Origin of the sequence: Faecalibacterium sp. An192, assembly GCF_002160175.1 — a bacterium.
In the GTDB taxonomy this organism is placed as follows: domain Bacteria; phylum Bacillota; class Clostridia; order Oscillospirales; family Ruminococcaceae; genus Faecalibacterium.
In genome coordinates this window covers 59,195-85,927 of record NZ_NFKB01000007.1, presented here as the reverse complement: position 1 = coordinate 85,927, position 26,733 = coordinate 59,195, and the positions used below count along the sequence as shown (strand labels likewise).

The following is a 26,733-nucleotide window of genomic DNA, read 5'->3' as shown; positions in this document are numbered from 1 at the left end:
TTTGACAGAACCGGTGTGTTAAACCAGACATTACATGAGAGGCCACCGGCGAGGAAGGGTTTCTGTTGCAGAACAGAGGCTCTGCCTTGCCGGGGCCTTTTGTTTTTCGACAAGGTAGTATAGACAGAAAGGAGTCATTATGGGATTCGATTATGAGCAGTTCGGAGACCGAGTTCGTGCCTTAAGAAAAGAAAGAGACATAACGCAGGCTGAACTAGCTTCAGTCCTCAATGTAGAAAGCCATTACATAAGCCGAATTGAGCGAGGACTGTCTGGGTGCTCGATCGAGATTATCATTGTGCTGTCAAAAGTGCTGGGGGTCAGTATCGACTACCTGGTGGTTGGAAAAGAGTACAGATCGGTCAAAGAAGATCTGGAACGGGTCATCAACCAGCTTGAAAAAATCAGGATGGATATTGTTTGAAGGATTGCGTTTTGGGAAGGTGTATGGATGAAAATGAAGCATCAGACCATAAAACTAGCACAGTTTGTGCGAGAAACTAGCACAAACTGTGCCACGACAAAGTACAAAACATCCTGTACAATATGGGTAGATCAAGAAACCGAACCTTGAAAAGTAAATAGACACTCTTTCAGATACGAACCCTGCAGCAGGGAGCCCATCCGCGGGAAATGCGAAGATCACCAGCAAAAGGTAGGAGCAGGAACCGGAGGTAAATGAGGAGACAGCTTCTCCCAAGGCAAAGATCCGGTGCAGGATGATGAGACTTCCGCCTTCGGGCGGCTCGGTGAGAACCACGGAGAGGCGACAATCTATGGCGCTGGTAAGCTGCCAGCCGTCTGAAAGGGTCCCAAACAGGACAGAGAGCCTGTGTTTCCGGGGGTGTCGTGGACAAGTACGGAAACCGATATAATGGTGTGAATCATGGCAAAAGTCTGACTCATAACCATAGGGCGGCCATGCGAATGGTTCGCTGTTATATAAAAGAAAGGAGTGGATGAGGGATGAAGCAATATAAAAAGATGCGTCCTCTCAAAGCGGATTGGCATTACAAGCGCGGAGACATTTATCTTGTGGACCTGAATCCATACCGAGGCTCAGAACAAGGAGGGGTACGGCCTGCAGTTGTAGTACAGAACAACAGCGGGAATTATCATTCTCCGGTGCTGTTGGTAGTACCGCTTACCACCAAGATCAAAAAAGAATCTATGCCAACCCACTGCCTTATCAAAAGTCACTGCCTGCGGGAACTTTCCATGGCGATTTGTGAGTCACCGAGACCGGTTGACAAGGCACGAATCCAAGGGTATCTCGGGAAAGTAACCAAAGCGGATTTGGATAGAATCTCAGCTTGTCTGAAAGCAAGTTTTGCATGGAAAAGCTGACTGTTTATCAACCATAAAGGAGGACACACAATGGCACGTCAGATGGAAAACGCGAATATGAACGAGAGCAGGAGGCCGATGGCCGGGGAACAAAACCGCTGCTATACGATCAGCGACCTGCAGCAGATGCTGGTACTGAGCCGTGCAAGTGTGACTGCCTTGCTGAAAAAACGGGAATTTCACTGGATTCAGATTGGCGGCAGATACCGTATCCCTAAAAAAGGATTTGATGCCTGGCTGGAACGGCAGTGCCAGTAAGTGACTGGGCCAAGGATGCCAATCTCGGGACGGTTCGTTTTGGGGTTGACATCCTAAATTTTTTCTCTCCAAACTGGTATGATAATCTTGACCGGAATCGAACGGCGAGAAAGGAGCGGAAAAACAATGGCAGATGGACCAAGAAAAACAACCATGCCAGTTCGTGAAATGCGTGAGATTCTCGGCCTTGGAAAGACGGACAGCTATTGGCTGCTGAAAAAGGAGTTCTTTGATGTCGTACTAGTGAACGGAAAGATGCGCGTTGTGATAGAGAGCTTTGAAAAATGGTATGCCAATCAGGTCAAATACTCCAAGGTGAATGGCCCCCCTCCAGGGGAGCAGCTAAAACAGAAATCTTACTCAATTACTGATCTGGCTGCACTGCTGCGTGTAAGCGAAACAACCATTTATGATTTGATCAAAAAAGGCTGCTTTGAAACAGAACTGGTAGACTACAGGACACGGGTCCTCAAACAGTCTTTTGACCAGTGGTACGCTTCCCAAAGCAGATACCGGACCCCAGAGGATCGGGCAAAAGATCGGAAGTTGGAGAATGCGACCATCAGTATGCCGGAGATGGCCAGAATGCTGGGGGTCACACGGGAAAAAGTATATACCATTATATATAATGACAAGAATGCGTTTGAGTTTGTAATCGTTGCCGACCGCAAACGCATCACCAAAAAGAGCTTCCAAGCATGGCTGCATTCCAGAGAAGAAAAGAAGCTTTCGCAGCCAGTGAAACCACAGCCGACTGAAACAGTGAAAGCTGAAAGCCCTCCCAAGGAGACTCCTTCGGTAAAAGAAAAGCCTGTGGAGGTTCGTCTGGACAAGCCAAGCTATCCCGTAAAAGAAGCGGCGATTCTTTTGGAGCTGCCGCAGAAGGTGGTTTACCGCATGGTTCAATCCGGTGACCTGAAAGCGCTGACGATTAACCGGCAAATCCGAATTCGGAGAGAAGAAATTTTTCACTGGCTCTATGACCGAAAGGGCCAAAGCAAACTGAGAGGTGAAAACTGATGGCATCCATTGTTCAGAGGAAAGGCAAGTACTGTGTGGTTTACCTCTATACCAACGATGAGGGGAAACGTAAGCAGAAATGGGAGACCTACAAAACCTACGAGGAAGCAAAAAAGCGTCGGACGGAGGTCGAGTATCGAGAGCAGATCGGTAAATTGGTGATGCCCAAATGTGCGACGATGGAAGATCTGGTTCGTGAGTTCATTGCCAATTATGGCAAAAACAAATGGGCATTATCGACCTATGAGTCAAACGTAGGAATACTGGAGCACTACGTCATTCCCCAGATTGGCAAGATGAAATTGAAAGACATCACGCCGAGAATGCTGGAAAGATTTTATCAATCTCTGCTGACAACGCCAGCGGTACGCAAGTGTACGGATAAAAAGTACGCGAAGTATTCCCGAACGGTTGCTCCTGAAACCATCAAAAGAGTTCACAAGCTGCTGCACAGCTGCTTCAACCAGGCAGTCCGATGGGAGCTGGTGGACCGGAACCCTGTTACATACGCCACTCCACCTGAATCACAGCTGAAGGAACGTGAAATCTGGACGGTGGAAACGCTCGACAAAGCGTTGAGCCTATGCGAAGACCCAAGACTTAAGCTGGCAATCAATCTTGCTTTTTCGTGTTCCTTGAGGATTGGAGAGTTGCTGGGGCTGACATGGGATTGCATTGATATCAGCGAAAAGAGTATCCAGGACGGAGAGGCGCATGTACTTATTAATAAGGAACTGATTCGGGTCAGCCGCGAAGCAATGAAAGAGCTGGACGGCAAAGGCGTGATCTTTGCCTTCCCCGTTGCCGTCGAGAACGGCACCACCCAGCTGGTTCTGAAAAAGCCCAAAACCTCGAGCAGTACCCGTAAAGTGTTCCTGCCGAGGACTGTGGCAAAGATGCTGGTTCAATGGAAGATTGAACAGAATCAAACAAAGGCAGCCCTGGGTGATGAATATCACGATTATGACCTGGTGCTAGCTAGTCCTTTCGGAACTCCCCTGGAGAGAAATGTCATCGCAAGGGCGTTCCGTGAACTCATTGAGAAAAACGATCTGCCAAAGGTGGTGTTCCACAGTCTCCGGCACTCCAGCATAACTTATAAGCTGAAGTGGAATGGCGGTGACATCAAGGCAGTCCAGGGAGATTCGGGACACGCACAGGCAAAGATGGTCACAGACCAGTATTCCCACATCCTGGACGATGACCGAAGGACCAATGCACAGCTCCTTGAAGATGTCTTTTACAATCACAAAGAACCCCCTCACTCCATGAGAAGAAATGAAACCGGAGCATCCAGCACAGATGCAGAGATGATCGCAAAACTCCTGGGAGACCCACAGACAGCGCAGCTTCTCAGAGCGCTTCTGGACAAGATCAGCTGAAACCAAATAGGACTACATAGAGAAGAACATACCGTTTTCCCGAAAGTGGAAATTGACGGTATGTTCTTTTCTTATAAGGCGGAAGCTGCTCTACCGCCTACTCTACCGCCAATATTGATGAACGACTACCGCCTGCAGTGATCTCAAGAATGGGACAGACAGTTGCTTCCATCCAAAAGTTTCCAGCGGATAGCCTTGCTGCACAGGCTAAAAGAAGCGAGCGATGGAAAACCCACCTTCCACCTTTTTTGGAAAATGCTAAAATTCAGCTAAGATCAGCGATGAAAACAGCCGGATACGGATGAGCAGAGTTGTGAACTGATGTGCGTGAAAATGATTAGCTATCGTGAATTATCTAGTCATAGATGATAATAGACTTACATAGATTGGAACTGCTAAAAGTAGCTCCTAAGCGAAAGGCCGCGCGTTCGAATCGCGCTAGGGACATAGCAGAAACGCGGAAACCTTGACCGACCACGTCGTGTCAGGGTTCCCGCGCTTTTTTGTTTTCCGGGACCATGCGAGAGCCCGCGCCCGCCCGGTCACAATGCAATACAAAAAGCGCGGCTTTTCCTCAGCGGAAAAGCCGCGCCCGGGGTTTAGAGTTCGATCAGGCGAAACCGATCATGACGGCCACAATCACAAAGATGGTGGACAGCACGAAGAGCATGCCCTGCATTTTAATCTGGAACTTGGCCCACTTGCCCCATTCCAGACGGGCCACGCCCAGGACGCCCAGCAGGCAGCCGGAGGTGGGGACAATGAGGTTGGTCAGGCCGTCGCCCAGCTGGTAGGCCAGAACGGCCACCTGGCGGGTGATGCCGGCCAGGTCGGCCAGAGGCGCCATGATGGGCATGGTGAGGGCGGCCTGGCCGGAGCCGGAGACCACCACGAAGTTGAACAGGCTCTGGAACACATACATGAGCCAGGCAGCCAGCACACCGGGCACGCCGCTGAGCAGGTTGCCCAGGGTGTACAGGATGGTGTTCATGACGCTGGGGGTGGTGGGGTCGGTGCCGCCCAGCACAATCACAATGCCCTGGGCCATGCCCACCACCAGCGCTGCGCCCACCAGGTCGGCGGCGCCGCTCTGGAAGGAGGAGGCGATATCCGAGGCCCGCATGTCGTTCAGCTTGAAGATGCATCCGATGATGCCGGACACCAGGCCCATCACAAAGAACTGGGAGGCGATTTCGGGGATGTAGTAGCCTTTCACCACCACGCCCCAGACGGTCCAGACGATGGTGACCAGAATGGTCAGCAGCACCAGGCCCTGCCCCAGGGTGAAGGGGGCCGAAGCGGCGTCGCTCTGGGTCATCTGGTTGCGGTAGTAGGCGTCGCTCTCATAGGCAATGGAGGACTGGGGATTTTTCTTGATCTTGTGGGCGTATACCATGGTGAAGAGGACGCCGGCCAGGGTGAACACCACCCACATCACAATCCGGAACCCGGCGCCGGACAGCACCGGCACCCCGGCGATGCCCTGGGCAATGGCCAGGCCGAAGGGGTTCATCCAGCTGGTGGCGAAACCAATCTGGGTGGCCACATAGGTGACGCAGACGGCCACCACCGCGTCGTAGCCCATGGCGATGGTCAGGGGCACAATGACCATGGCAAAGGGGATGGCCTCTTCGCCCATGCCGAAGACCGCTCCGCCCAGAGAGAACAGGGTGAACAGCACCGGAATCAGGACGATTTCCCGGCCTTTGGTTTTGCGGATCATGGCGTGGATGCCGGCATCCACCGCGCCGGTCCGCATGACAATGCCGAAGGCGCCGCCGATGACCAGGATAAAGGCCACAATGCCCACGGCGCTGCCGGTCTTGTCGCCGGAGGTCAGGCCCTCAAACACATAGTTGAGCATGCCCTGGCCGCCGAAATCCTCGGTGCCGAACAGGGCCACGCCGTTGCGCACCCGGTTGCCGGCCTCGTCCAGCTGGTAGGCGAAGCTGTCCGCCGCAATGACGGTGCGGGTCTTTTCGGTGTCCCCCACCATGTAGCTGACCTCCTGCGTCTGGAAGCTGCCCACCGGGATCAGGTAGGTCAGCACGGCGCAGAGCACCACCACCGCAAAGATGATCACATAGGTATGCGGCATCTGGATGGCTTTTTTCTTTTGATTTTCCAAAAAACATTCACTCCCTGAATGAAAATTCAGCGCCGCATGCCCTGTTTTTTTCGGTACACCGCGACACACACTTCCCTATAGTAACGTAAAATGCAAAAAAATGCAATGTGAAATCGGAAAATAATTGAAAATGCGGCCCGAGCCCGCTATAATGGCTCTGTATGTGCCGTATAAAACAAGTTTTTGCCACAGGAGTCACAGTATGATGATGCGTAAATACCAGGACGAAATCGTCGCCGCCGTCAGCCGGCTGGTGGAGATTCCGTCGGTCTTTTCCGAGAGCAGCGAATATCCCTTCGGCCCCGCCGTGGATCACTGTCTGGACGCGGCCTTGTCCATGATGGCGGAGCTGGGGTTCCGCACCTTCAAGGCCCCCGACGGGATGTATGGCTACGCCGAAATCGGGGAAGGGGAACTCTTTGGGGTGCTGTGCCACCTGGATGTGGTGCAGGCCCGGCAGGAGGACGGCTGGGATCACGACCCCTTCTGTCCTGTGGTCCAGGGGGACTGGCTGTGCGGCCGGGGCACCCAGGACGACAAGGGGCCCAGCGTGGCCGCCGTCTATGCCCTGAAATCCCTGCTGGATGAGGGCCGCACCCTGAACAAGCGGGTGCGGTTCATCTTCGGCATCGACGAGGAAACCATGTGGGATTCCATCCACGCCTACTGCGACCGGGAGGAAAAGCCGGTCAGCGGCTTTGTGCCTGACTCCACCTTCCCCCTGACCTACGCGGAAAAGGGCCTGCTGCAGCTGCAGCTGAAGTCGGATGCGCCGTTCGCCCTGCCCTGCCAGGGCGGCGACAGCATGAACGCCGTCTCCTCCCACGCCGAGTGCCCCCGGAATGCCGCTGTGGAACAGGCGCTCGGGGACCTGGGCCTTCCGTTCCACTGCACCGAAACCCAGGTTTCGGCCGAGGGCATCACCGCCCACGCCAAAAACCCCTGGAAAGGGGTCAGCGCCAACCTGAATTTGCTGCGGGCCCTCCGCAGGGCCGGCTTCACCCATGACGCCGTCGCCTTTGCCTGCGATGTGCTGGATGGAAAGTTCCGGTTTGAGGGCTTCACCGATGGGGATTTGTCCGACTTCTCCGGGCCGGTCACCGTCAATCTGGGCAAGTTTGCGCTGAATGAAAAGGGCGCGGTCCTGTCCCTGGACCTGCGGCTGCCGGTAACCCGGGAGAAAGAGGAAATCCTGGCGATTGTCCGGGAAAAGGCCGCATCCTATCACCTGACGGTGGAGGAATTTGACTGGCTGCGCCCCATTCATGTCCCCCTGGACAGCCCGCTGGTGTCCAAATTGCTCCAGGCTTACCGGGAAGTCACCGGGGACGCCGAGACCGAGCCCTATATCTCGGCCGGAGCCACCTTCGCCCGGGCCTTTGACAACTGCGTGGCCTTCGGCGCCAATATGCCCCACAGCCCCACCACCGAGCACCAGCCCAACGAGCGGATGTCCATCGAAAAGCTGCTGGAGGCAGCCGAAGTGTACCGCCGCGCCTTCTCCTCTCTGGTGCTGGAGGGCTGACCGGCTCGGAATCACCGCAAAAAGAAACCGACACGCCCGGTTGGAGGGCCTGCTCTGCGGAGCAGACCGCCTGACCGATGCGGCCGGGCTGATTTGACAGAGGAGGCAAAACCGCAATGAAAATCTTGCTTGCATCGGATTCATTCAAAGGGTCCCTGACCTCACAGCGCATTGTCCAGCTGCTGGAGAAGGCGGTGGGACAGGTGTTTCCCCAGGCGGTCACCGAGGGGATGCTGGTGGCCGACGGCGGAGAGGGGACCATGGAGGCCATGGTGGCCGAGCTGCAGGGAAGCGTCCGGACGGTGGAAGTCCGGGGCCCCATGGGCGCGCCGGTGCAGGCATCCTATGGCCGGCTGCCCGGCGGTCGGGCCATCATCGAGATGGCCCAGGCCTCGGGCCTGCCTCTGGTGCCCACGGAACAGCGCAACCCCATGCGGGCCACCAGCTATGGCACCGGCCAGCTGATCCGGGACGCCCTGGAACGGGGCATCCGGGACATCACCATTGCGGTGGGGGGCAGCGCCACCAACGATGGCGGCATGGGGGCCCTGGCGGCTCTGGGTGTGCGGTTTCTGGACGAACAGGGGGAGCCGCTGGAAGGCTGCGGGGCCGACCTGGCCCGGGTGCAGACCATTGACCTGAGCGGCCTGCATCCCGCCGCCGCCCAGACCGCCTTTACGGTGATGTGCGATGTGACCAATCCGCTGCTGGGCCCCAGCGGCGCCAGCCATACCTTTGGCCCTCAGAAGGGGGCCGACCCCGCCATGATGGAACAGCTGGAACGGGGAATGAGCCGCTACGCCGCCCTGGCAGAACAGGTGACCGGCGTCAGCGCCGCCTTTCAGCCCGGCGCCGGCGCCGCCGGCGGGCTGGGCTTTGCCCTGATGGCCTTTTTGGGCGCCCAGCGCAGGCCGGGCATTGAGACGGTGCTGGACCTGATCCACTTCGACCAAAAGCTGGAAGGCGCAGACCTGGTCATCACCGGCGAGGGCCGGATGGACTGGCAGTCCTCTTTTGGCAAGGTGCCCGCCGGCGTGGGCGAGCGCTGCAAGCGCGCCGGGGTTCCGGCGGTGGCGATTGTGGGCGGCCTGCTGGCCGGCTATGAGGAGATCTACCGCCATGGCATCTGCAGCGTGGAAACCACCGTCAGCGGCGTCATGAGCCTGGAGGACGCCATGGCTCACAGCGAGGACCTCTACCTGGACGCCGCCTGCCGGCTGCTTCGTTCCGTCCGCTGCGGCATGGAACTGCGGGGACGGTAAAAAGATTCAGACCATGAAAAAAGACCTCCTGCGGCAGAATGAAACCTGCTGCGGGAGGTCTTGCTGTATTCAGAAGGGCAGGGGGATGCCGCCCGGGCCTTTGGAACGCTATGGAATATCCTGCTTACTCCGCCCCGGCGGCCCTCTGGCCCGATGACCGCCGGAATCGGGACGGCGTCTATAGCGGTTCGGCCCTGTGCGCCGGGATCCGCCGTTGGCCGCCGGTTTCCTGCCTTTCGCGGCAAAAAGGTTGCAAGGGTACTGCCGGGGTGCTTAAATAATAACAAAGGCCCCCGGGGAGGCGTGGCCGGAAAAGGTTTCAAAATCAGAAAGGAAGTATCATGTCTATGAAAACAAAATGGGTATCCAGAGTTCTTTGCGGCCTGCTTTGCGCCGGCCTGCTGTGCGGTTTTGCTGCGCCCCCGACAGAAGAAAACGCCGACCTTGTGGCCCGTCAGTTCCAGACGGCCCAGCAGATCGACCGGATCAGCGTGGAGGATGCGATCTCCAATGTCACCATCCGCACCGCCGACACCGACCACATCACGGTGGACTACGCCGACACCACCGAAAAGCCCCTCTACACCATTTCGGTGGAGGATGGCCTGCTGAGCATCCATACAACGACGGAGGAATTTGAGGGGAAAAACATATCCCTGTTTAAGATTAGGATGGACGGCAAAACCGTTTCCGGACGGCCCGACCATGATCTGGTCATCACCCTGCCCCAAAAGCAGTACCAGGAACTCTCGGTGGCGTTGGCGGTGGGGACCCTTTCGGTGGAGGGGGTGAAGGCTTCCCAGCTGACGGCGGAAGCCGCTGTCAACACGGTGGAGCTCAGCGGCATCCAGGCGGATCAGCTGAACACCGCCAGCGCTGTCGGTCAGGTCACTGTGCGCGACTCCCAGATTGGGAACGCTGAGATCGACGGCGCCGTCGGCGGCGTGGTGGTCAAGAACGTCACCGCCTCCGGACAGCTGACGGTGAGCAACGTTGTGGGCAGCGTTTCCCTGGAAGATGTGACGGCCCATGAACTCATCGTCCAGTCTGCCCTGGGTTCTACTTCTTACAAGAATGTGAAGGCCTCCTATTCCAGTGAGGCGGGCATCTTCAACTGGAGCAGCGGAACCGTTTCCCGGCCGTAACCCGGGTTCGGTTTGACAAAAACAAAAGCGCTGGTTTTTGAAGCCGGCGCTTTTCTTTTAAGGTAAGAAAAGCCCCGCCCGCCGCGGCGTTTTGCGCCCGGAAAACCGCCCCGAAGGCCGGTTCCCGCCCGCTGTCCGGGCCCTCCCGGACCGGCCGAGGCAGGGGAATTCAAAAAAATTGTCAAAAATTTATCGTGTGAAACCCCTGTGAATCCGCGAACGCTCGATGAAAGATGACGGCCCGGGGCCGGATCCAAAAAGAAATCGAAAAAAGGAGGGTTGCATCACCCGGGAACATGTGCTATAATCAGGTCGGGAATGAAGTTCTCACGTGGCGAATGCCTAAAGTGCTTTGCTTATTGTAAGCTGACGACTTCTGCAAGCTTAGGATGCCTGCGGAACCGTCAGCTTTTTTGCTCTGAGCCAAGGCGTTTTGCCGTCGGGAGGGCATCATTGAAAAAAGGAGGTAATATTATGATCTATTCCACCGAAGTAGAGCATATGTGCCCGGTTACGAAGGGTGCATATCACGGCCCCGCTCCCATCCCCGAAGAGGGTAAATGGGTGCAGGCCAAGGAAATCAAGGACATTTCCGGTCTGACTCATGGTGTGGGCTGGTGTGCCCCCCAGCAGGGCGCCTGCAAGCTGACCCTGAACGTCAAGGACGGCGTCATCGAGGAGGCTCTGGTGGAGACCCTGGGCTGCTCCGGCATGACCCACTCTGCAGCAATGGCTTCCGAGATTCTGCCCGGCAAGACCATTCTGGAGGCCCTGAACACCGACCTGGTCTGCGACGCCATCAACGTGGCTATGCGTGAGCTGTTCCTGCAGATCGTCTACGGCCGCACCCAGACCGCTTTCTCTGAGGGCGGCCTGCCCGTCGGCGCCAGCCTGGAGGACCTGGGCAAGGGCCTGCGCAGCCAGGTGGGCACCATGTTCGGCACCAAGCTGAAGGGTTCCCGTTACCTGGAGATGGCCGAGGGCTATGTGACCCGGCTGGCCCTGAACGAGAACAATGAGATCATCGGATACGAGTTCTTGAACCTGGGCAAGCTGACCGACGCACTGAAGAAGGGCGTGGACGCTGCTGAGGCAGTTGAGAAGGCCAAGGGCGTGTATGGACAGTTTGCAGACGCAGTCAAGTACATTGATCCCAGAGTGGAATAAAGGGGCGGATGAAAATGGCACTGTTTGAAAGTTATGAACGCCGCATCGACCACATCAACGCCGTTCTGCACGAGTACGGCATTGAGTCGGTGGAGCAGGCGAAGGAAATTTGCACCTCCAAGGGCTTCGATCCCTACAAGATCGTGAAGGAGATCCAGCCCATCGCATTCGAGAACGCCGGCTGGGCTTACACCGTCGGCGCCGCTATCGCCATCAAGAAGGGCTGCAAGACTGCTCCCGAGGCTGCCGAGGCCATCGGCATCGGCCTGCAGGCTTTCTGCATCCCCGGCTCTGTGGCCGATGACCGCAAGGTCGGCCTGGGCCACGGCAACCTGGCAGCCATGCTGCTGCGCGACGAGACCGAGTGCTTCGCCTTCCTGGCCGGCCACGAGTCTTTCGCTGCTGCTGAGGGCGCCATCGGCATCGTGAAGAATGCCAACAAGTCCCGTACCAAGCCCCTGCGGGTTATCCTGAACGGTCTGGGCAAGGATGCTGCACAGATCATCTCCCGCATCAACGGCTTCACCTACGTGCAGACCCAGTTTGACTACGCCACCGGCAAGGTCAACATCGTCCGCGAGATTCCCTACTCCAAGGGCGAGCGCGCAGCTGTGCGCTGCTACGGCGCCGACGATGTCCGTGAGGGCGTCGCCATCATGCACCTGGAGAAGGTGGACGTGTCCATCACCGGCAACTCCACCAACCCCACCCGCTTCCAGCATCCTGTCGCCGGCACTTACAAGAAGGAGTGCATCGAGCAGGGCAAGAAGTACTTCTCGGTGGCTTCGGGCGGCGGCACGGGCCGTACCCTGCACCCCGACAACATGGCAGCTGGCCCCGCTTCCTACGGCATGACCGATACCATGGGCCGTATGCACTCGGACGCTCAGTTCGCCGGCTCCAGCTCGGTTCCCGCTCACGTCGAGATGATGGGCTTCCTGGGCATGGGCAACAACCCGATGGTTGGCGCTACCGTCGCTGTGGCTGTCGCTGTTTCTGAGGCAACCAAGAACGACTGATCCCAGGCCTGAACCCTGCGGGGGACAAGTCCCCCCGGGCAAAGCTTAAAATAGAACGTGCCGATGATTTCCCTTTGGAGGTCATCGGCACGTTTTTTGTTTGCGGGGCCAGCCCCATCCGGGAACAGATGTTGAAAATATGCCAAAACAAATAGTTGTTCTCAATATAACATTGACAACCAATCATAGACGTGATACCATAGAGACAGAATCCATTTTGTGGGCGGATACAGAGTTTGGGAAGGTGATCTTGATGGAAACCAGGCGCCCTTACACCGCAGAAGCTTCGGGCCGGCCCCGCACCCGGCGGGTCTATGTGAAGGTGACTTCGGAGTTCGACTCCACCGGCTATATGCAGCCGGTTTCCATCACCTGGGCGGACGGCCGCACCTTTCCCATTGAACAGGTGCGGGATTTCCGCCCGGCGGGAATGGCGGGCAGCAGCCTGCCGGGGGATTGCTTCACCGTCCTGATCCAGGGCAAAGAGAAACTGCTGTTTTTCGAGCACATTGACCCGCGGTTCACCGGTCGGCTGGGCCGGTGGTTTGTGGAGAAAACGGTCTAATCAAAGAGGGGAGTTTGGATGCCGAAACAGCGCACATACCTTGCCATCGACCTGAAAAGCTATTATGCCTCGGCGGAGTGCGCCGCCCGGGGGTTGGACCCTCTCACCACCAACCTGGTGGTGGCGGACGCCAGCCGCACCGAAAAGACCATCTGCCTGGCGGTGTCGCCCTCCCTGAAAGCCCTGGGCATCCCTGGCCGGGCGCGGCTGTTCGAGGTGGTGCAGAAGGTCCGGGAGGCCAATGCCGCCCGGCTGCGGGCCGCCATCCGCAGCGGCGCCGCCCCGCGGAAAGAGGGGAGATACTGCCTGTCCGAGCCCTCTTACGACGCCGGCGCCCTGGCCAAAGACCCGGCCCTGGAAATTTCCTATCTGGTGGCCCCGCCCCGGATGGCCTATTATGAGAAGGTGTCCCGGCAGGTCTATGGCATCTACCTGAAATATGTGGCCCCCGAGGACATGGTGGTCTACTCCATTGATGAGGTGTTCATCGACGCCACCCCCTATCTGGACCACTACAAGATGACCGCCCACGAGCTGGCCAAAACCATGATCCGGGAGGTGCTGTACACCACCGGCATCACCGCCACGGCGGGAATCGGAACCAACCTCTATCTGGCCAAGCTGGCCATGGACATCACCGCCAAACACGCCGCCCCCGACAAGGACGGGGTGCGGATTGCCCGGCTGGATGAGGAGTCCTTCCGGTATCTGCTGTGGGACCATAAGCCTTTGACCGATTTCTGGCAGGTGGGCCCCGGCACGGTGCGCCGCCTGGAAAAACACGGCATCCACACCATGGGAGAGCTGGCCCGGGCCAGCATCCAGTGCGAGGAGGTGCTGTTTCAGGAGTTCGGGATCAATGCGGAAATCCTCATCGACCACGCCTGGGGCCTGGAACCCTGCGGCATGAAGGAGATCAACGCCTACCGCCCTGAGTCCAACAGCCTGTGCGAAGGGCAGGTGCTGTCCTGCCCGTACCCCTGCGAAAAGGCCCGCATCGTGGTGCAGGAGATGGTGGACAGCATGGTCTACCAGCTGACCGACAAGGGCCTGGTCACCGACGGGCTCACGCTGGATATCGGCTACGACCGGGAAAACTGCGATACCGGCCGCTATCGGGGGCCGGTGCAGGTGGACCGGTATGGACGCAGCCTGCCCAAGCCCGCCCACGGCAGCACCCGGCTGGACGCCCCCAGCAACCTGGGCAGCCAGCTCAGCGAGGCGGTCCTGAACCTGTTTGACCAGATCGTCAACCCTCATTTGACGGTCCGGCGGCTGACCCTGACGGCCAACCGGGTGGTGAAGGATCAGGGGATTTTCCAGACCGACTTTTTCACCGATACCTCCAAGCTGGAAAAGGAAAAGAGCCTCCAGGAGACCATGCTGGGCCTGAAAAAGAAGTTCGGCAAGAACGCCATTTTGAAGGGCACCAACTACCTGGAAGGGGCCACCATGCGGGACCGGAACGGCCGGATTGGGGGCCACAAGGCAGAATGAGAGGGGAAGAAGATGACCGACTGGAAGGACACCCCGGAGGGCCGGGCCGCGGCGCAGAAGTATGGGGATATTCTGCCCCTGTCCCGCCCCGAACCCTCCCGCAAACATCCCCGGATGCCGCTGGGCAGCCGGGCCAAGATCTTCAGCCCCTTTGCCGCCCTGCGGGGCTTTGATGAGGAGCTGTCGGAGGAGAGCGCCCGGACCCGCCGCGTGCCCAGGGCGGGCTTGTCGGAAGAGGAACAGGCCGCCCTGTCCGAAAAGCTGGCCCGGCTGACCCGGGGCGATGGGGTGACGGTGCGGTATTTCTGCCCCGACCGCCTCCGCCCGGAAAACCCGCCGGTGGGCAGCTATGAGACGGTCACCGGGTACGTCCAGGAGGTGGACCCGGCGGCGCAGCTGCTGCGCCTGGAACGGGACGCGCCCCATCAGGGGCCGGGCATCGGGAAAGGGCAGCGGCTGGACATTCCCCTGGAAGATGTGGAAGCAATCTGGTAAACGGAAAGGATGGGGGACTGGATGTATCGATACAATTTGTCCGATGGCCTGGCGCCCGCAGAGGAGCCGGCGGAAGGAACCGGCGGCACGGTGCTGCTTCTCACCTCGGAGGAGCTGTCCCGCAGGATGGACCAGGAGGACCGGGATCACCTGGTCTGCCATACGCCCCTGGCCCGGGATGCCCGCATCTGCAAGGCAGAGGTGCGGCGGGGGTACCGGAACGGCACCATTGTGACGCCCCGCCAGGCCAAAAACGGGGACCCCATTGCCTTTGGATATCTGCTGTCCCGGGACCTGGTGGTGCTGTGCGACGACAGCGGCACGGCCCATTCCATGGTGCAGCGCCTGCGGAAAGAGAACCCCCAGAAGGAAACCAGCGCCAACGGCTTTTTCTGCGGCTTTCTGGCCCTGCTGGTGGAGAAGGACCTGCGCCACCTGCAATCTTTGGAGGACCGCCTCTCCCAGATGGAGGACGAAGTCTCGGCGGGCCGGCTGGAAAACTTCAACGCCGGCATGATGGTCCTGCGGAAGGAAATTTCCCGCTGGATCAAGTATTATACCCAGATGGACGAGCTGGTCTGTGAATTGCAGGAAAACGGCGACTTGTCCGACGCCGAGGCGCAGATGTTCCACCGGGTGGAAAAGCGTCTGGGCCGCCTGCTGGAGGAGGCCAAGGCCCTGCGGGAATATGGCCTGCAGCTGCGGGAGATGTTCCAGGCGGAGATGGACCTGCAGCAGAACCGGATTATGAAGATTCTCACCATCGTCACCACCATCTTCCTGCCCCTGTCCCTGGTGGCCGGGTGGTACGGCATGAACTTTACCGGCATGGTGGAGCTGACCTGGAAGTATGGCTATCCCGCCGTCATCGTGGCCAGCGCCCTGATTGTCCTGCTGTGCCTCTATCTCATGAAAAAGAAAAAGTTCTGGTGAGGGCATCCCCTCCCACTGCATAAAAAATCCGTACCCCGGCGCCTTCTGCCATGGGTACGGATTTTTGCATTATGAGGGCGGTTTTAGCCCGGTTCCCGGATGAGCTCCCAGGCCGTGGCCGCGTCGTCCTGCTTGATCAGAGGGGCCGTCAGGCCCAGGGTGGCCAGCTCGTCCCCGCCGTACAGCTGGCCCGAGGCGGCGTCCCGGTAGAGGCCGTCTCTGTCCAGGAAGGACAGCCGCACCGGCGTGTGGGCAAAGAGGGGGTCGTACCGGGTCTGGAACACCTGCACCAGACACCGGCTGCCGTCCTGAGCCACAGCGGCCCAGCCGGTGTAGGGCCCCGGCAGGTCCAGGGTGAAAAACCGGCTGGACTGGACCCAGCGGCGCTCGGCTTTCCGCTGGGCGATCTGCCCCGCCAGATCTGCAAACTCCTCCGGGGTGAGGAGGGTCAGGTCCAGCTCATAGCCCAGATTGAACAGCCGGGCCGCCTGCCACCGGGTGTCCAGCGGAGTGACACGGCCGGTCTGGTGGTTGGGGGTGATGCTGACATGGGCCCCCATGGCCACCGGCGGATACAGCAGGCTGTACCCCGCCTGAATGGCCAGACGGTCGTGGCCGTCGGTGTTGTCGCTGGTCCAGTTCTGGGCCACATAATAGAGCATCCCCGGGTCAAAGCGCGCGCCGCCGCTGGAACATCCCTCGATCAGCAGCCGGGGATAGGCGGTGGTGATCCGCTCCAGAAGCCGGTACAGCCCCATCACATAGCGGTGGGCGGTTTCCCCCTGGCGGGCGCCGGGGGCCAGGGAACAAAAGTCGGTGAGGGGGCGGTTCATGTCCCACTTGATGTAGTCGATGCCGCTCTTTTGCAGATAGCCGTCCAGCACGTCAAAGAGATAGTCCACCACCTCGGGCCGGGACAGGTCCAGCAGGTATTCGTGGCGGCCCTGGGTCATGGAATAGCCGGGGGTCTGCAAAACCCAGTCGGGATGCTGGCGGAACAGATCGCTGTCGGCGGTGACCGCCTCCGGCTCAAACCACAGGCCGAACTTCATCCCTTTGCCGTGGACGATCCGGGCCGCCGCCGGAATGCCGCCGGGCAGCTTGCGCAGGTTGCACCGCCAGTCCCCCATGGAGTCCCGGCTGGAATTGCCCTTCCGGAACCACCCGTCGTCCAGCACAAACAGTTCTACCCCCAGCTGCCGGGCCAGCTCGGCCTGACGCTCGATTTTGGACAGGGTCACGTCGTAATACATGGACTCCCAGGAATTGAGAAGGATGGGCCGCTCCGCCTCTGCGAACCGGGGCGGCATCAGGTGATGGAGGTACAGCTGGTGGAAGTTCTGCCGCAGGCCGTTGAGGCCGCCGGTGGTGCAGTTGAGGATGGCCTCGGGAGAGGTGAACCGCTCCCCGGGCATCAGCTGCCATGCGAACCCGTCGGGGTGCAGGCCGATCTGGGCCCGCACCATCCCGAACTGGTCCAGCTCTGCCTGGGCCAGAAAGTTCCCGCTGTACACCAGATGAAACCCCACCGCCAGCCCCCGGTCGGAGGTGACGTCGGGGGAGAGCAGGGCGAAAAAGGGCTGGTGCTGGGGGCTGCTGGACCCCCGGACGCTCTCGATGCGCTGGACCCCGTGGTGCAGCGGGAACCGCTGCCCGTTGGCCTCTTTGGCGTGGGTGCCGTAGAGGGTCAGCATCTCCCAGGGCAGGGCCGGCAGTTCCAGCGACGCGCTCTGCAGATTGTGCAGGGTCAGGGGCTGGGTGCCGGTGTTTTCCGCCACCTGATGGCGGGCCACAATCCCCAGCCCGGCGAACAGGGTGTAATACAGCCGCACCGTCAGCCCGGCGGCGGGGTCGGAGAGGGTGATTTCCAGGGTGGCGCTTTCGCCGGGGGCCGCAAAGGCGGCGGGCAGCCCTTCCAGGGCCGGCTTTTCTTCCAGGGCCCGCCAGGATACAAAGTCCAGCCGGGTGTGACGGACCCCGTCCGCCTCGGCCTCCACGGCGGGAATCCGGAAGTCTCCCCGGCTGCGGGCGGGGTATTCAAAGGGAAAATCGTCAAAGGAGACGTTGGGCACCGAACACTCCTCGTGGCAGGTGTTGTACCCTCGCTTGAAGTAGACCGGCTGGCCCCCGCCGTGCCAGCGGCGGAGGGCGGGGCCGAAGTACCGGTGGACCAGCAGACCAGCGCCGGCAGGAAGGAGAAGGCGGTGTCGGTGAGAATCTGGGTGAAGGTGAGCAGCTGGGCGGGGACGTCGGCGGCGGTCAGGCCAAAGACGTTCAGGACCGCCTCCTGGGTCAGCAGGCCCCGCAGGCCCATGAACAGACCGGTGGCCACCAGCACCGGGATGATGGGGACGAACACGTCCGAGAACATCCGCACCGCCCGCTGGAAGGCGTTGCCGTAGACCGGTTTCTGCTGGGGCTGGTCGGAGCCGGAGGCCACCGCGTCGGCGTGGCCCACCAGCTTGACCACTTCGTCGTAGATGCGGTTCACCAGGCCGGTGCCCAGGATGATCTGGTACTGGCCGGCCATACCTTTTACCTGGGGCCGGGGGATGCCTTTTTGATTCCGGCCGAGACGGTGGCCTATTATGAGGCCGACAAAGAGGACCCCTGGCATTATACCTGGATCAACTTTCTGGGCATCACCTCCCGGCAGTACCTGCTGGAGCTGATGGAACACGCCGAGGAGACCTATGTCCTGCGGGGGCTGCCGGTGGAGAAATATTACGCCACCATCCAGGAGGTGCTGCCCCTGAACGCCGCCTCGGTCAGCGACTACCTGCTGGCCAACAGCATGACCCTGTACATCCTCTCCCAGCTGTTCTACGACACCGGCCTGGACCAGGACGCCGCCCGGCGGGGTTTCATCGCCGAGGAGGTCAAGCTGTATCTGGACGTCAATTACTATGAGCCCATCCAGATCCGCCAGGTGGCCCGGCAGTTCGGGGTCCACCCCAACTACCTGACCCGGGTGTTCCGGGAGGCCTACGGCGTGGGGCCCAAGGAATATTTGACCGAGCGGAAACTGAAAAAGGCCGAGGCCATGCTGGCCTCGACCGATTACGCGGTGGCAGTGGTGGCAAGCTCTCTGGGGTTTGAGGATGCCTTTGCCTTTTCGCGGCTGTTCAAAAAGCGGGTGGGCTGCTCTCCCAGCGAGTTCCGCAGCCAGAAAAGCCCGCCCCGCCCGATCCCATAAAAACAACCATGCGCCAAAGACCCAACGGAAACGGTCTCTGGCGCATGGTTTTGTTGTATAGGAGAAATCATCCCGGGCGGCGTATGGGCTCCGCCGCCGGAAGGGATCAGCGGTTAAAAGAGATAGTTGGTGACGATGGGCTCCCGCTTTTGGGTCACATCGTTGAAGTACTCATAGGCACAGATGCCCAAAAAGCCGCCCGACACGTTGTACACGTTGGTGAAGCCGTGGCCCTGCAGGGCCAGGACGGCGTTGTAGCTGCTCTGGCCAATCTGGCAGTGGACGTAGACCGGCCGGTCGGTGGGGATTTCGTCCAGACGGCTGCGCAGCTGGGCCAGAGGGATGTTGACCGAGGTCTTCAGATGGCCCTGATGGTACACCGCCGCGGGGCGGACGTCCAGAATATAGGCGCCCGACTCCACCAGATCCCGCACCTGGTCCACATGGACCTGACGGAACCGGTGGGCCAGCAGGTTGCCGGCCACCAGGCCGGCATAGTTGGCGGCGTCCTTGGGGGCGGAGAAGGGAGGCGCATAGCACAGTTCCAGATCCCGCAGGTCGTCCACCGTGCCGCCCAACTTGATGAGGGTGGCAGCCACGTCAATCCGCTTGACGGCGTCGCCCTTGGAGATGGCCTGGGCGCCCAGCACCCGGCCGGTGGGCACCTCAAAGATCAGCTTGTAGTGGAGCTGGGTGCTGCCCGGCATGATGCCCACCCGGTCCTTGGGCAGGACGTAGGCCACCTCATAGGGGATGCCCTCCTGCTCACACTGGGCGGCGGTGAGGCCGGTGCTGGCGGCGTTCCACTCAAAGACCTGGATGCAGCTGGACCCGATGAAACCGGTGTTCCGCACCGGCAAGCCGTAGATGTGGTCGGCGGCCTGGCGGGCCTGCTTCTGGGCGGGGCCGGCCAGCTGGACCATGGCGGGCTTGCGGGTCAGGGGATTGAATACCTCCACCGCGTCGCCCACGGCGTAGATGCTGGGGTCGCTGGTGCGGTAGTTGGGGTCCACCTTGATGGCGCCCCGGGGGTTCATTTCCAGGCCGGCGTCGGCGGCCAGCGCGGTGTCGGGACGGACGCCCACCGCCATCACCACCGCGTCGCTCTCAATGACGCGGCCCGAGTTCAGCTGGACGTTGGACTGCTGGAAGGCCACCACCGAATCCCCCACCACCAGATCCACGCCGTGGTCGATCATGGCTTTCTGGAGAATCTGGACCATGTCGTAGTCGTAGGGCTTCAAAATCTGGGGCATGGCCTCCACCAGGGCCACCTGGTAGCCGGCCTCCCGCAGGTTGACCGCCACCTCCACCCCGATGAAGCCGCCGCCGATCACCGACACCTTCCGGACGCCTTTGTCCTTCAGGAAGCCGTAGAACCGGCTCACATCCTCCACCGTCTTGACGGTGAAAAGGTTGGCGTTTTCGATGCCCTGAATCCGGGGCACCACCGCGTTGGCGCCGGGGGAGAGGATGAGGGTGTCATAGGCCTCGTCGTACTCCCGGCCGCTGACCAGGTCTTTCACCCGGACCTTCTTTCCGGCGCGGTCGATGGACAGGACCTGGCTGTTGGCCCGGGTCTCGATGTTGTAGGCCCCGTGGAGTGATTCGGGAGTGTTGAGGACCAGTTTTTCGGTCTGGTCCACCGTCTCGCTCAGCCGGTAGGGGAGACTGCAGTTGGAATAGGAGACGTGGGCGCCTTTTTCCAGCAGGAGGATTTCGGCCTGCTCATCCAGCCGCCGCAGCCGGGCTGCTGCGCCGGCGCCGCCTGTGTTGCCGCCAACAAGAACATACTTCATGGTTTTGCACTCCTTTTTGTCACATCTGAGAAAGGGCAAAGGCTCTTTTTGAAACCAGTATAGAGCAAACCGCGGCAAAAATCTGTGTTTGTGTCACATTGCCCGCCCCAAACCACAAAAGGACGCCCCCGGGCGCAGCGAAAGGCTGTACCCGGGGGCGTTTTGTGCCTCCGGCGGGAAGCACCGCCCCGGCTGGGGCAGTGGGGGATTACGCGGGCCGGCAGGGCTCAGATGGGAGGCTTAGTGCTCGGCATCCTCTTTGGTGGGCTGAACGGTGCCCCAGGGATGCTGCGGGGGTGCGTAGATGGACGACAGCTTCAGGGGGCCGCAGCCGGCGTTCAGGATGTTGTGCCAGGTGCCGCAGGGGACAAAGACGGCGTCGCCGGCGTTCAGGGTGCAGGTGACGGTCAGTTTGCACTGGCAGCTCCCCATCTGAACGGTGGCCTTGCCGCACTCCACCCGGATGCACTGGTCCACGTCGGGATGCATCTCGAGGCCGATGTCATCACCCTCCGGAATGCTCATCAGGGTCATCTGGAGATGGTGGCCTGTCCAGAACGCGGTCCGGTAGTCCTCATTGGCCCGTGCAGCGCAGACGATGTTGGCGGCATAGGGATTGGGGCCGTGGTCGGTCTGGTTGCAGGTGCAGTCGCAGGAATGGTTGTTCATGGGATGTTTCTCCTTTCGTTGTGAGTTGTCCCATGGTATGCAGCCCGCGACGGCGGTGTGCGGCCGGGCCGGGGAACCCCGGCCCCGGGTCCCGGACCCAAAAAGGCGCGCGGCCCGCCCCAAAAGGAGCAAAACCGCGCGCCCAGGCCGCAAAGCAATGAAGTTTGGAGGAAAATCAGTCCAGGAACTTTTCGTTCAGGGTGACGCCGAAGTCCCGGGCGATGGCCCGCAGGTTGTCATCGGTGATGGTCTGACGGATCAGGCCGCCGCCCATGGACAGGACCTTGACGTAGATTTCGGCGCTCTTTTCGATGGTGTGGGCCAGGCCGAAGGTGATGTCAAAGTCGGGGCCCGAGGTGAACAGGCCGTGCTGGGCCCAGATGGCTGCCTGATAGCTCTTCATCAGCTCGGAGGTGGCCATGGCGATGTCGGCCCCGCCGGGGACCATCCAGGGGCAGACGCCCACGCCCTCGGGGAAGACCACCGGGCACTCGGTGGCGCTCTGCCACAGAGCGCGGGAGAAATCCCGGTCGGTCAGGGGCAGGATGTAGGTCAGGGCGATGACGTTGGTGGCGTGGCAGTGGTAGATGACCCGGTTGGTGCCGCCGGTCACCGCCTTGCGGACGCTGTGGTTCATGAAGTGGCTGGGGAACTCAGAGGTGGGGCGGGCGCCGCCCTCCAGGCCCCAGACGATCCGCCAGCTGTCGCCCTTGTCGTTGATCTCCACGATGCCGATGCTGTGGACGGGGTCCAGCTCCACATTGCGGAAGAACTTGCCCGAGCCGGTGGTAATGAAGTACTCGCCGGCCAGGTTGTCGGCCTGAACGCCCATGTTGACCCATTCGCCGGGCTGTGCGTTGAAGAAGGGACGGCACTGGGCCACTTCCTCCTCCTTCATGCGGTAGGTCAGGTTGCCGCCGTTGCGCTCGTGCCAGCCCTGAAGCCAGCCGTCGTTGCACATGCGGATATAGCCTTTTACGATCTCAACATCCAGAATACCCATGGTCAGATAACCTCTCTTTTTCTTCTTGGTTTGTGTGTCAGCGGGTGATGATGTCCACCGGGACGTCAAAAATCTTGGCGACCTTCAGAATGGTGTCGATGTGGCGGCCCGAGGCGGCGGCCATGTGATGGGTGGGGCCGGCCTCGCTCCAGCGGTTGCAGAACTCCCGTGCGCCGCAGGTGAAACGGGTGCGCATGTTGGTGTCGCCGAAGGTGAAGATGGGGCCCTCCTCGTTGACGCCCTCGGCCACCACGAACTTGAAATGGCCGTCCTTGTCCTGGGTGATGCCCAGATAGGTCACGGGGCCCAGATGGGGATAGAACTGGGTCAGATAGCCGCCGCCGGTCTTGCCGTGGAAGACGGGGACGATCTTCATGGTGGGCTTTTTGGCCGAGATGTCGGCGTCGCCCGAGCCGGAGTGGCCGATGATGCAGATATCCTCATCAAAGTCGATGGAGTACATCTCGGACAGCTGGCCGCAGCCGGCGATGGTCTTGAGGATGGACATGGCCATGGAGACCTTGATGTCGCCCTCCACGGCGCAGGCCACGCCCTGCTTAATCAGCATCGAGAAAGCCGGGATCAGCATGCTGTCCAGCACCCCCGCCTTGCCCTGGGCGAAACCGTCGTAGTGGGAGGCGATGAAGGCGATTTTCTCCTCCTTGACCCACTCCTCAAAGGCCACCACATACCGGGCCATCTCCCAGACCTTTTCGATGGTGCCGCCTCCCTCGATGTCGAAGGTGTCCAGGATTTCCTGGGCCTTGGCCCGGATGGCGTTTTCATCGGTGATGTGGTCGGCGATGGCCCACATCTTCTCCCAGTCAAACTGCTTGGTGTACAGGTACATCCGGTTGTACAGGTTGGTCTCGTCGATGTACAGGTCCATCATGCCGGGATAGGGCCGGCCGATCTGGGCCAGGTTGGTGTCCCGGAAACGGCGGCGCACCTGGGCGGCGCGGCACCAGTCCTCGATCTCGGCCTGGACCTGGGGGTCGCCGCCCTCCACCACGCCGGTGATGACGGCGTGACGCTTGCCGGCCCGCTCCAGGTCGGCCACCATCTCGCCCACGGCGCCGCAGGCGTACAGCTGGCCCAGCCAGGTGGGGGTGTCGGTGTTGGCGTAGTCGGGGGCCTTCTTTTTCTGGACGTTCACCAGCACCACCGGCACGTTCAGGTCCCGCACCGCGGGCAGCATATTATAAGAGGTGGCGTAAGTCAGCATCTGGAGGATCACCAGATCCACGTCGGCGGCCCGGAACTTGTCGCCGGCCGCCATGGACTGTTCCTTGGTGGTGACGATGCCGCCGTCGATGATCTCCACCGTCTGGGGCAGGGTCTTTTTGAAATCGGCGTACTGCTGCTCGAACTCGGGCACCAGAGAGGGGAACTGGGGCAGGTAAGCGCCCAGGGCGATGGCGAACACGCCGACGCGGGCTTTGGTTTCAACTAACATGGGGTCAACCTCCTTAGCGAATGTTCATCTGAATCTTCAGGTTGCCGATGGCGGTGGCCTCGATGGGCAGCGCCTCCACCTGCTTGCCGGTGTAATGGGCGGTGAGCTGGTTCAGGGTGGCGTTTTTGGCGCCGCCGCCGGCGATGTAGAGCTTGTCCCAGTGCCGGCCGGTGACCGCCTCCATCTCCCGGTAGGCCTCGCCGTAGCAATAAGCCAGGGAATGATAGGTGCTGTTGATGAGGTCGGCGTCGGTGGCGGGAGCCTCGCCGGTCTCGGCCAGGGCGGCGCAGATTTCGGCCCGCATGTCCTGCGGGGCCGAGAAGCGGGGATCATTCACGTCAAAAATCCGTGTGTAGGAGCTGGTTTTGGCCAGCTCCACCATCTCGGCGAAGGAGATCCCCAGCTGCTTCTGGATGCACTGGATGATCCACAGGCCCATGATGTTTTTCAGATAGCGGATGTAGCCCACGCCGCCCTCGTTGGTGAAGTTGGCCTTGCAGCTGGCGGGGGTGGTGACGGGCTTGTCCAGCTTGACCCCCAGCAGGCTCCAGGTGCCGGAGGACAGGAAAGGCGCGTCCCCCTGGTCCATGGGGATGCCCTCCACCGCGCTGGCGGTGTCGTGGGTGGCGCAGAGGACCACGGTGGTCTGTCCGCCCACCTCGGCGGCCACTTCATCGGTCAGCGGCCCCAGGACGGTGCCGGGGGCGGTCAGCCGGGGGAACAGGGCTTTGGGCAGGCCCAGCCGGTCCAGAATTTCGGGGTCGTACTCCCGGGTCTGGGCGTTCACCAGACCGGTGGAGGTGGCGTTGGTGTACTCCCGGGCCTTGACGCCGCACAGCTTCCAGAGCAGGTACTCGGGGATCATCAGGAAATCCTCGGCCTGGGCCAGACGGCCGGCCTTTTGGTCTGCGTACAGCTGATAGATGGTGTTGAAGGGCTGGAACTGGATGCCGGTTTTGGCGTACAGCTCCGCAAAGGGGATGCGGGCGTGCACTTCCTCCAGCACATCCTGGGTGCGGCTGTCCCGGTAGGCGTAGACCGGGTAAATGGGCCGGCCGTCCTTCAGCAGCACATAGTCCACCGCCCAGGTGTCGATGGATACGCTCCTGATCTGGGGATACCTGGCCAGGGCAGCCTTGAGACCCTCCTTGACGTGGCGGAACAATCCGTCGATGTCCCAGATCAGATGGCCGTCCACCCGCTGGACGCCGTTGGGGAACCGGTAGAGTTCCTCGGTGTGCAGGGTGCCGTCCTGCATCCATCCCGCAATATGGCGGCCCGACGATGCGCCGATGTCCACAGCCAGAAATACTTCCTGCATAACGCTCCTCCTTGCGTGTTGGTCTGGTAACAGTATAGCGGCCCGGCGGGCCGGATGCCATCGGCAAAGGTGACCGATTCTTTGTGAAAAGTACACTCTTTGCCCCAGAGCGGGGGCAAAACAAAAAATCGGAATGCACCGCACAGGACGGCGCATTCCGATTCAGGTGATCCGGCCGGTTCAGGCAGGGGGCCGGAAAGCATATGGGGGATCAAAAACAGGGAAAATTACAGCTGGCTGCGGTACAGCTCCACGATTTCCTCCACGCTGGTGTCGCGGGGGTTGCCGGGACGGCAGGCGTCGGCGAAGGCGGACTCGGCCAGGAACTGGATGTCCTCCTCCTTCAGGATGCCCTTGAGGTTGGCGGGGATGCCCACGTCGGCGGACAGCTGCTTGACGGCGGCGATGGTGGCATCGGCGGCCTCTTCGGCGGTCATGGCGTCGATGCCGGCCACACCCATGGCCTTGCCGACGGCGCGGTAGCGCTCACCGGCCACGCCCTTGTTGTACTCCAGGCCCACCGGCAGCAGGATGGCGCAGGCCACGCCGTGGGGGGTGTCGTACAGGGCGGACAGGCCGTGCGCCATGCTGTGGACGATGCCCAGACCCACGTTGGAGAAGCCCATGCCGGCGATGTACTGGCCCAGAGCCATGCCCTCGCGGCCTTCGGGCGTGTTCTGGACGGCGCCCCGCAGGTTCTCGGAGATCAGGCGGATGGCCTCCAGATGGAACATATCCGAGATGGTGCAGTGGCCCTTGGTGATGTAGCCCTCGATGGCGTGGGTCAGAGCGTCCATGCCGGTGGCGGCGGTCAGGCCCTTGGGCATGGAAGCCATCATGTCGGGGTCAACCACAGCCACTTCGGGGATGTCGTTGGTGTCCACGCAGACAAACTTGCGCTTCTTCTCCACGTCGGTGATGACGTAGTTGATGGTGACCTCAGCGGCGGTGCCGGCGGTGGTGGGAACGGCAATGGTAAAGACCGCGTGCTTCTTGGTGGGAGCCACGCCTTCCAGGGAGCGGACGTCGGCAAACTCGGGGTTGTTGATGATGATGCCGATGGCCTTGGCGGTGTCCATGGAGGAGCCGCCGCCGATGGTGACGATGCAGTCCGCCTCAGCGGCCTTGAAGGCAGCCACGCCGTCCTGGACGTTCTGGATGGTGGGATTGGGCTTGATGTCGCTGTAGACCGAGTAGGCGAAGCCGGCGGCGTCCAGCAGGTCGGTGACCTTCTTGGTGACGCCGAACTTGATCAGATCGGGGTCGGAGCAGACGAAAGCCTTCTTGTAGCCGCGGGCGGTCAGCTCGGGAACGATGTTCTCGATGGCGCCGTGGCCGTGATAGGAAATCGTGTTCAGAACAATGCGGTCAGCCATAATAAAATCCTCCTGAATTGCGGTGCGCCAGAAATGGCGCCCTGTTTGGATTGACTGAAAGGTAACAAACCTGGTAGCTTCAGTATAAAAGGTTTGGCTCAAAATTTCAATGGCCAAAAGTGACAGAAACTTTGTGAAAAGTCCACTCTTGTGCACAATGGGGGAAATAC

The 26,733-nt window shown here is 60.4% G+C and carries 23 protein-coding genes and 1 pseudogene; 15 read left to right on the top strand and 9 right to left on the bottom strand.

What is annotated here, in order from left to right; all coding sequences use genetic code 11:
- The first annotated feature begins 139 nt into the window (after positions 1–139).
- The 5 genes from B5F27_RS04030 (at position 140) to B5F27_RS04010 (ending at position 4,007) form a co-directional block, all read left to right on the top strand.
- Positions 140–424 (top strand): helix-turn-helix transcriptional regulator, encoded by a 285-nt coding sequence (locus B5F27_RS04030; RefSeq protein WP_087364877.1) that lies wholly within the window; start codon positions 140–142, stop codon positions 422–424.
- Between the two features lie 542 nt (positions 425–966).
- The gene (locus tag B5F27_RS04025) at positions 967–1,347 is read left to right on the top strand and encodes a type II toxin-antitoxin system PemK/MazF family toxin (protein WP_242962065.1); all 381 of its coding nucleotides are present in this window, start codon (positions 967–969) and stop codon (positions 1,345–1,347) included.
- A 30-nt stretch (positions 1,348–1,377) separates the two neighbouring features.
- Positions 1,378–1,605 (top strand): helix-turn-helix domain-containing protein, encoded by a 228-nt coding sequence (locus tag B5F27_RS04020; RefSeq protein ID WP_343214627.1) that lies wholly within the window; start codon positions 1,378–1,380, stop codon positions 1,603–1,605.
- Positions 1,606–1,731: 126 nt separating this feature from the next.
- Positions 1,732–2,625 (top strand): helix-turn-helix domain-containing protein, encoded by an 894-nt coding sequence (locus B5F27_RS04015; RefSeq protein WP_158098188.1) that lies wholly within the window; start codon positions 1,732–1,734, stop codon positions 2,623–2,625.
- Complete coding sequence (locus B5F27_RS04010) at positions 2,625–4,007, top strand: site-specific integrase (protein WP_087364874.1); 1,383 nt, start codon at positions 2,625–2,627, stop codon at positions 4,005–4,007. The genes B5F27_RS04015 and B5F27_RS04010 overlap by 1 nt, the downstream gene beginning before the upstream one ends.
- 610 nt (positions 4,008–4,617) lie before the next feature.
- On the opposite strand, the gene yfcC is transcribed toward B5F27_RS04010, so the two are convergent.
- A complete protein-coding gene (gene yfcC / locus B5F27_RS04005) occupies positions 4,618–6,135 on the bottom strand; it encodes a putative basic amino acid antiporter YfcC (protein ID WP_087364872.1) in 1,518 nt (505 codons plus the stop codon).
- Between the two features lie 202 nt (positions 6,136–6,337).
- Between yfcC and B5F27_RS04000 the strand changes: the two genes are divergently transcribed.
- The 9 genes from B5F27_RS04000 (at position 6,338) to B5F27_RS03960 (ending at position 15,743) form a co-directional block, all read left to right on the top strand.
- The gene (locus B5F27_RS04000) at positions 6,338–7,660 is read left to right on the top strand and encodes a Sapep family Mn(2+)-dependent dipeptidase (RefSeq protein ID WP_158098187.1); all 1,323 of its coding nucleotides are present in this window, start codon (positions 6,338–6,340) and stop codon (positions 7,658–7,660) included.
- 116 nt (positions 7,661–7,776) lie between these two features.
- Positions 7,777–8,922 (top strand): glycerate kinase, encoded by a 1,146-nt coding sequence (locus B5F27_RS03995; RefSeq protein ID WP_087364865.1) that lies wholly within the window; start codon positions 7,777–7,779, stop codon positions 8,920–8,922.
- A 347-nt stretch (positions 8,923–9,269) separates the two neighbouring features.
- On the top strand, positions 9,270–10,067 hold the full coding sequence (locus B5F27_RS03990) for a DUF4097 family beta strand repeat-containing protein (protein WP_158098186.1): 798 nt from the start codon (positions 9,270–9,272) through the stop codon (positions 10,065–10,067).
- A gap of 474 nt (positions 10,068–10,541) precedes the next feature.
- Complete coding sequence (locus B5F27_RS03985; RefSeq protein ID WP_087246556.1) at positions 10,542–11,234, top strand: hypothetical protein; 693 nt, start codon at positions 10,542–10,544, stop codon at positions 11,232–11,234.
- 14 nt (positions 11,235–11,248) lie between these two features.
- A complete protein-coding gene (locus B5F27_RS03980; protein WP_087246597.1) occupies positions 11,249–12,253 on the top strand; it encodes a GGGtGRT protein in 1,005 nt (334 codons plus the stop codon).
- Positions 12,254–12,506: 253 nt separating this feature from the next.
- Positions 12,507–12,818 carry a hypothetical protein gene (locus tag B5F27_RS03975; protein ID WP_087364858.1) on the top strand — a complete coding sequence of 104 codons (312 nt, stop codon included), beginning with the start codon at positions 12,507–12,509 and terminating at the stop codon, positions 12,816–12,818.
- Positions 12,819–12,836: 18 nt separating this feature from the next.
- Positions 12,837–14,315 carry a DNA methylase gene (locus B5F27_RS03970; protein WP_087364856.1) on the top strand — a complete coding sequence of 493 codons (1,479 nt, stop codon included), beginning with the start codon at positions 12,837–12,839 and terminating at the stop codon, positions 14,313–14,315.
- A 12-nt stretch (positions 14,316–14,327) separates the two neighbouring features.
- Positions 14,328–14,810, top strand: coding sequence for a hypothetical protein (locus tag B5F27_RS03965; protein WP_087246559.1), 483 nt, complete (start codon positions 14,328–14,330; stop codon positions 14,808–14,810).
- Between the two features lie 21 nt (positions 14,811–14,831).
- Entirely contained in the window at positions 14,832–15,743 is a 912-nt protein-coding gene (locus B5F27_RS03960; RefSeq protein ID WP_087246560.1) for a CorA family divalent cation transporter, read from the top strand.
- A gap of 83 nt (positions 15,744–15,826) precedes the next feature.
- Here the strand turns inward: B5F27_RS03960 and B5F27_RS03955 are convergent, their stop codons facing one another.
- Together B5F27_RS03955 and B5F27_RS17110 are read right to left on the bottom strand one after the other, a co-directional pair.
- Positions 15,827–17,917: an alpha-galactosidase gene (locus tag B5F27_RS03955; RefSeq protein WP_242962067.1), complete on the bottom strand. Its 2,091-nt coding sequence runs from the start codon at positions 17,915–17,917 to the stop codon at positions 15,827–15,829.
- An 8-nt stretch (positions 17,918–17,925) separates the two neighbouring features.
- Positions 17,926–18,057 (bottom strand): annotated as a pseudogene (locus tag B5F27_RS17110) (hypothetical protein); the annotation flags it as partial.
- Between the two features lie 135 nt (positions 18,058–18,192).
- On the opposite strand from B5F27_RS17110, the gene B5F27_RS03945 reads away from it, so the two are divergent.
- Positions 18,193–18,939 (top strand): AraC family transcriptional regulator, encoded by a 747-nt coding sequence (locus B5F27_RS03945; protein WP_087364850.1) that lies wholly within the window; start codon positions 18,193–18,195, stop codon positions 18,937–18,939.
- A 113-nt stretch (positions 18,940–19,052) separates the two neighbouring features.
- On the opposite strand, the gene B5F27_RS03940 is transcribed toward B5F27_RS03945, so the two are convergent.
- From B5F27_RS03940 to fucO, 6 genes are all read right to left on the bottom strand, one after another.
- On the bottom strand, positions 19,053–20,738 hold the full coding sequence (locus B5F27_RS03940; protein WP_087364848.1) for an FAD-dependent oxidoreductase: 1,686 nt from the start codon (positions 20,736–20,738) through the stop codon (positions 19,053–19,055).
- Between the two features lie 240 nt (positions 20,739–20,978).
- Complete coding sequence (locus tag B5F27_RS03935) at positions 20,979–21,407, bottom strand: cupin domain-containing protein (protein ID WP_087364846.1); 429 nt, start codon at positions 21,405–21,407, stop codon at positions 20,979–20,981.
- A 175-nt stretch (positions 21,408–21,582) separates the two neighbouring features.
- Complete coding sequence (rhaD, locus tag B5F27_RS03930) at positions 21,583–22,410, bottom strand: rhamnulose-1-phosphate aldolase (RefSeq protein WP_087364844.1); 828 nt, start codon at positions 22,408–22,410, stop codon at positions 21,583–21,585.
- Between the two features lie 37 nt (positions 22,411–22,447).
- The gene (locus tag B5F27_RS03925) at positions 22,448–23,866 is read right to left on the bottom strand and encodes an arabinose isomerase (protein ID WP_087364842.1); all 1,419 of its coding nucleotides are present in this window, start codon (positions 23,864–23,866) and stop codon (positions 22,448–22,450) included.
- A 13-nt stretch (positions 23,867–23,879) separates the two neighbouring features.
- Positions 23,880–25,187: a rhamnulokinase family protein gene (locus B5F27_RS03920; RefSeq protein ID WP_087364840.1), complete on the bottom strand. Its 1,308-nt coding sequence runs from the start codon at positions 25,185–25,187 to the stop codon at positions 23,880–23,882.
- 227 nt (positions 25,188–25,414) lie between these two features.
- Entirely contained in the window at positions 25,415–26,563 is a 1,149-nt protein-coding gene (gene fucO / locus B5F27_RS03915) for a lactaldehyde reductase (RefSeq protein WP_087246569.1), read from the bottom strand.
- Positions 26,564–26,733: the final 170 nt, after the last annotated feature.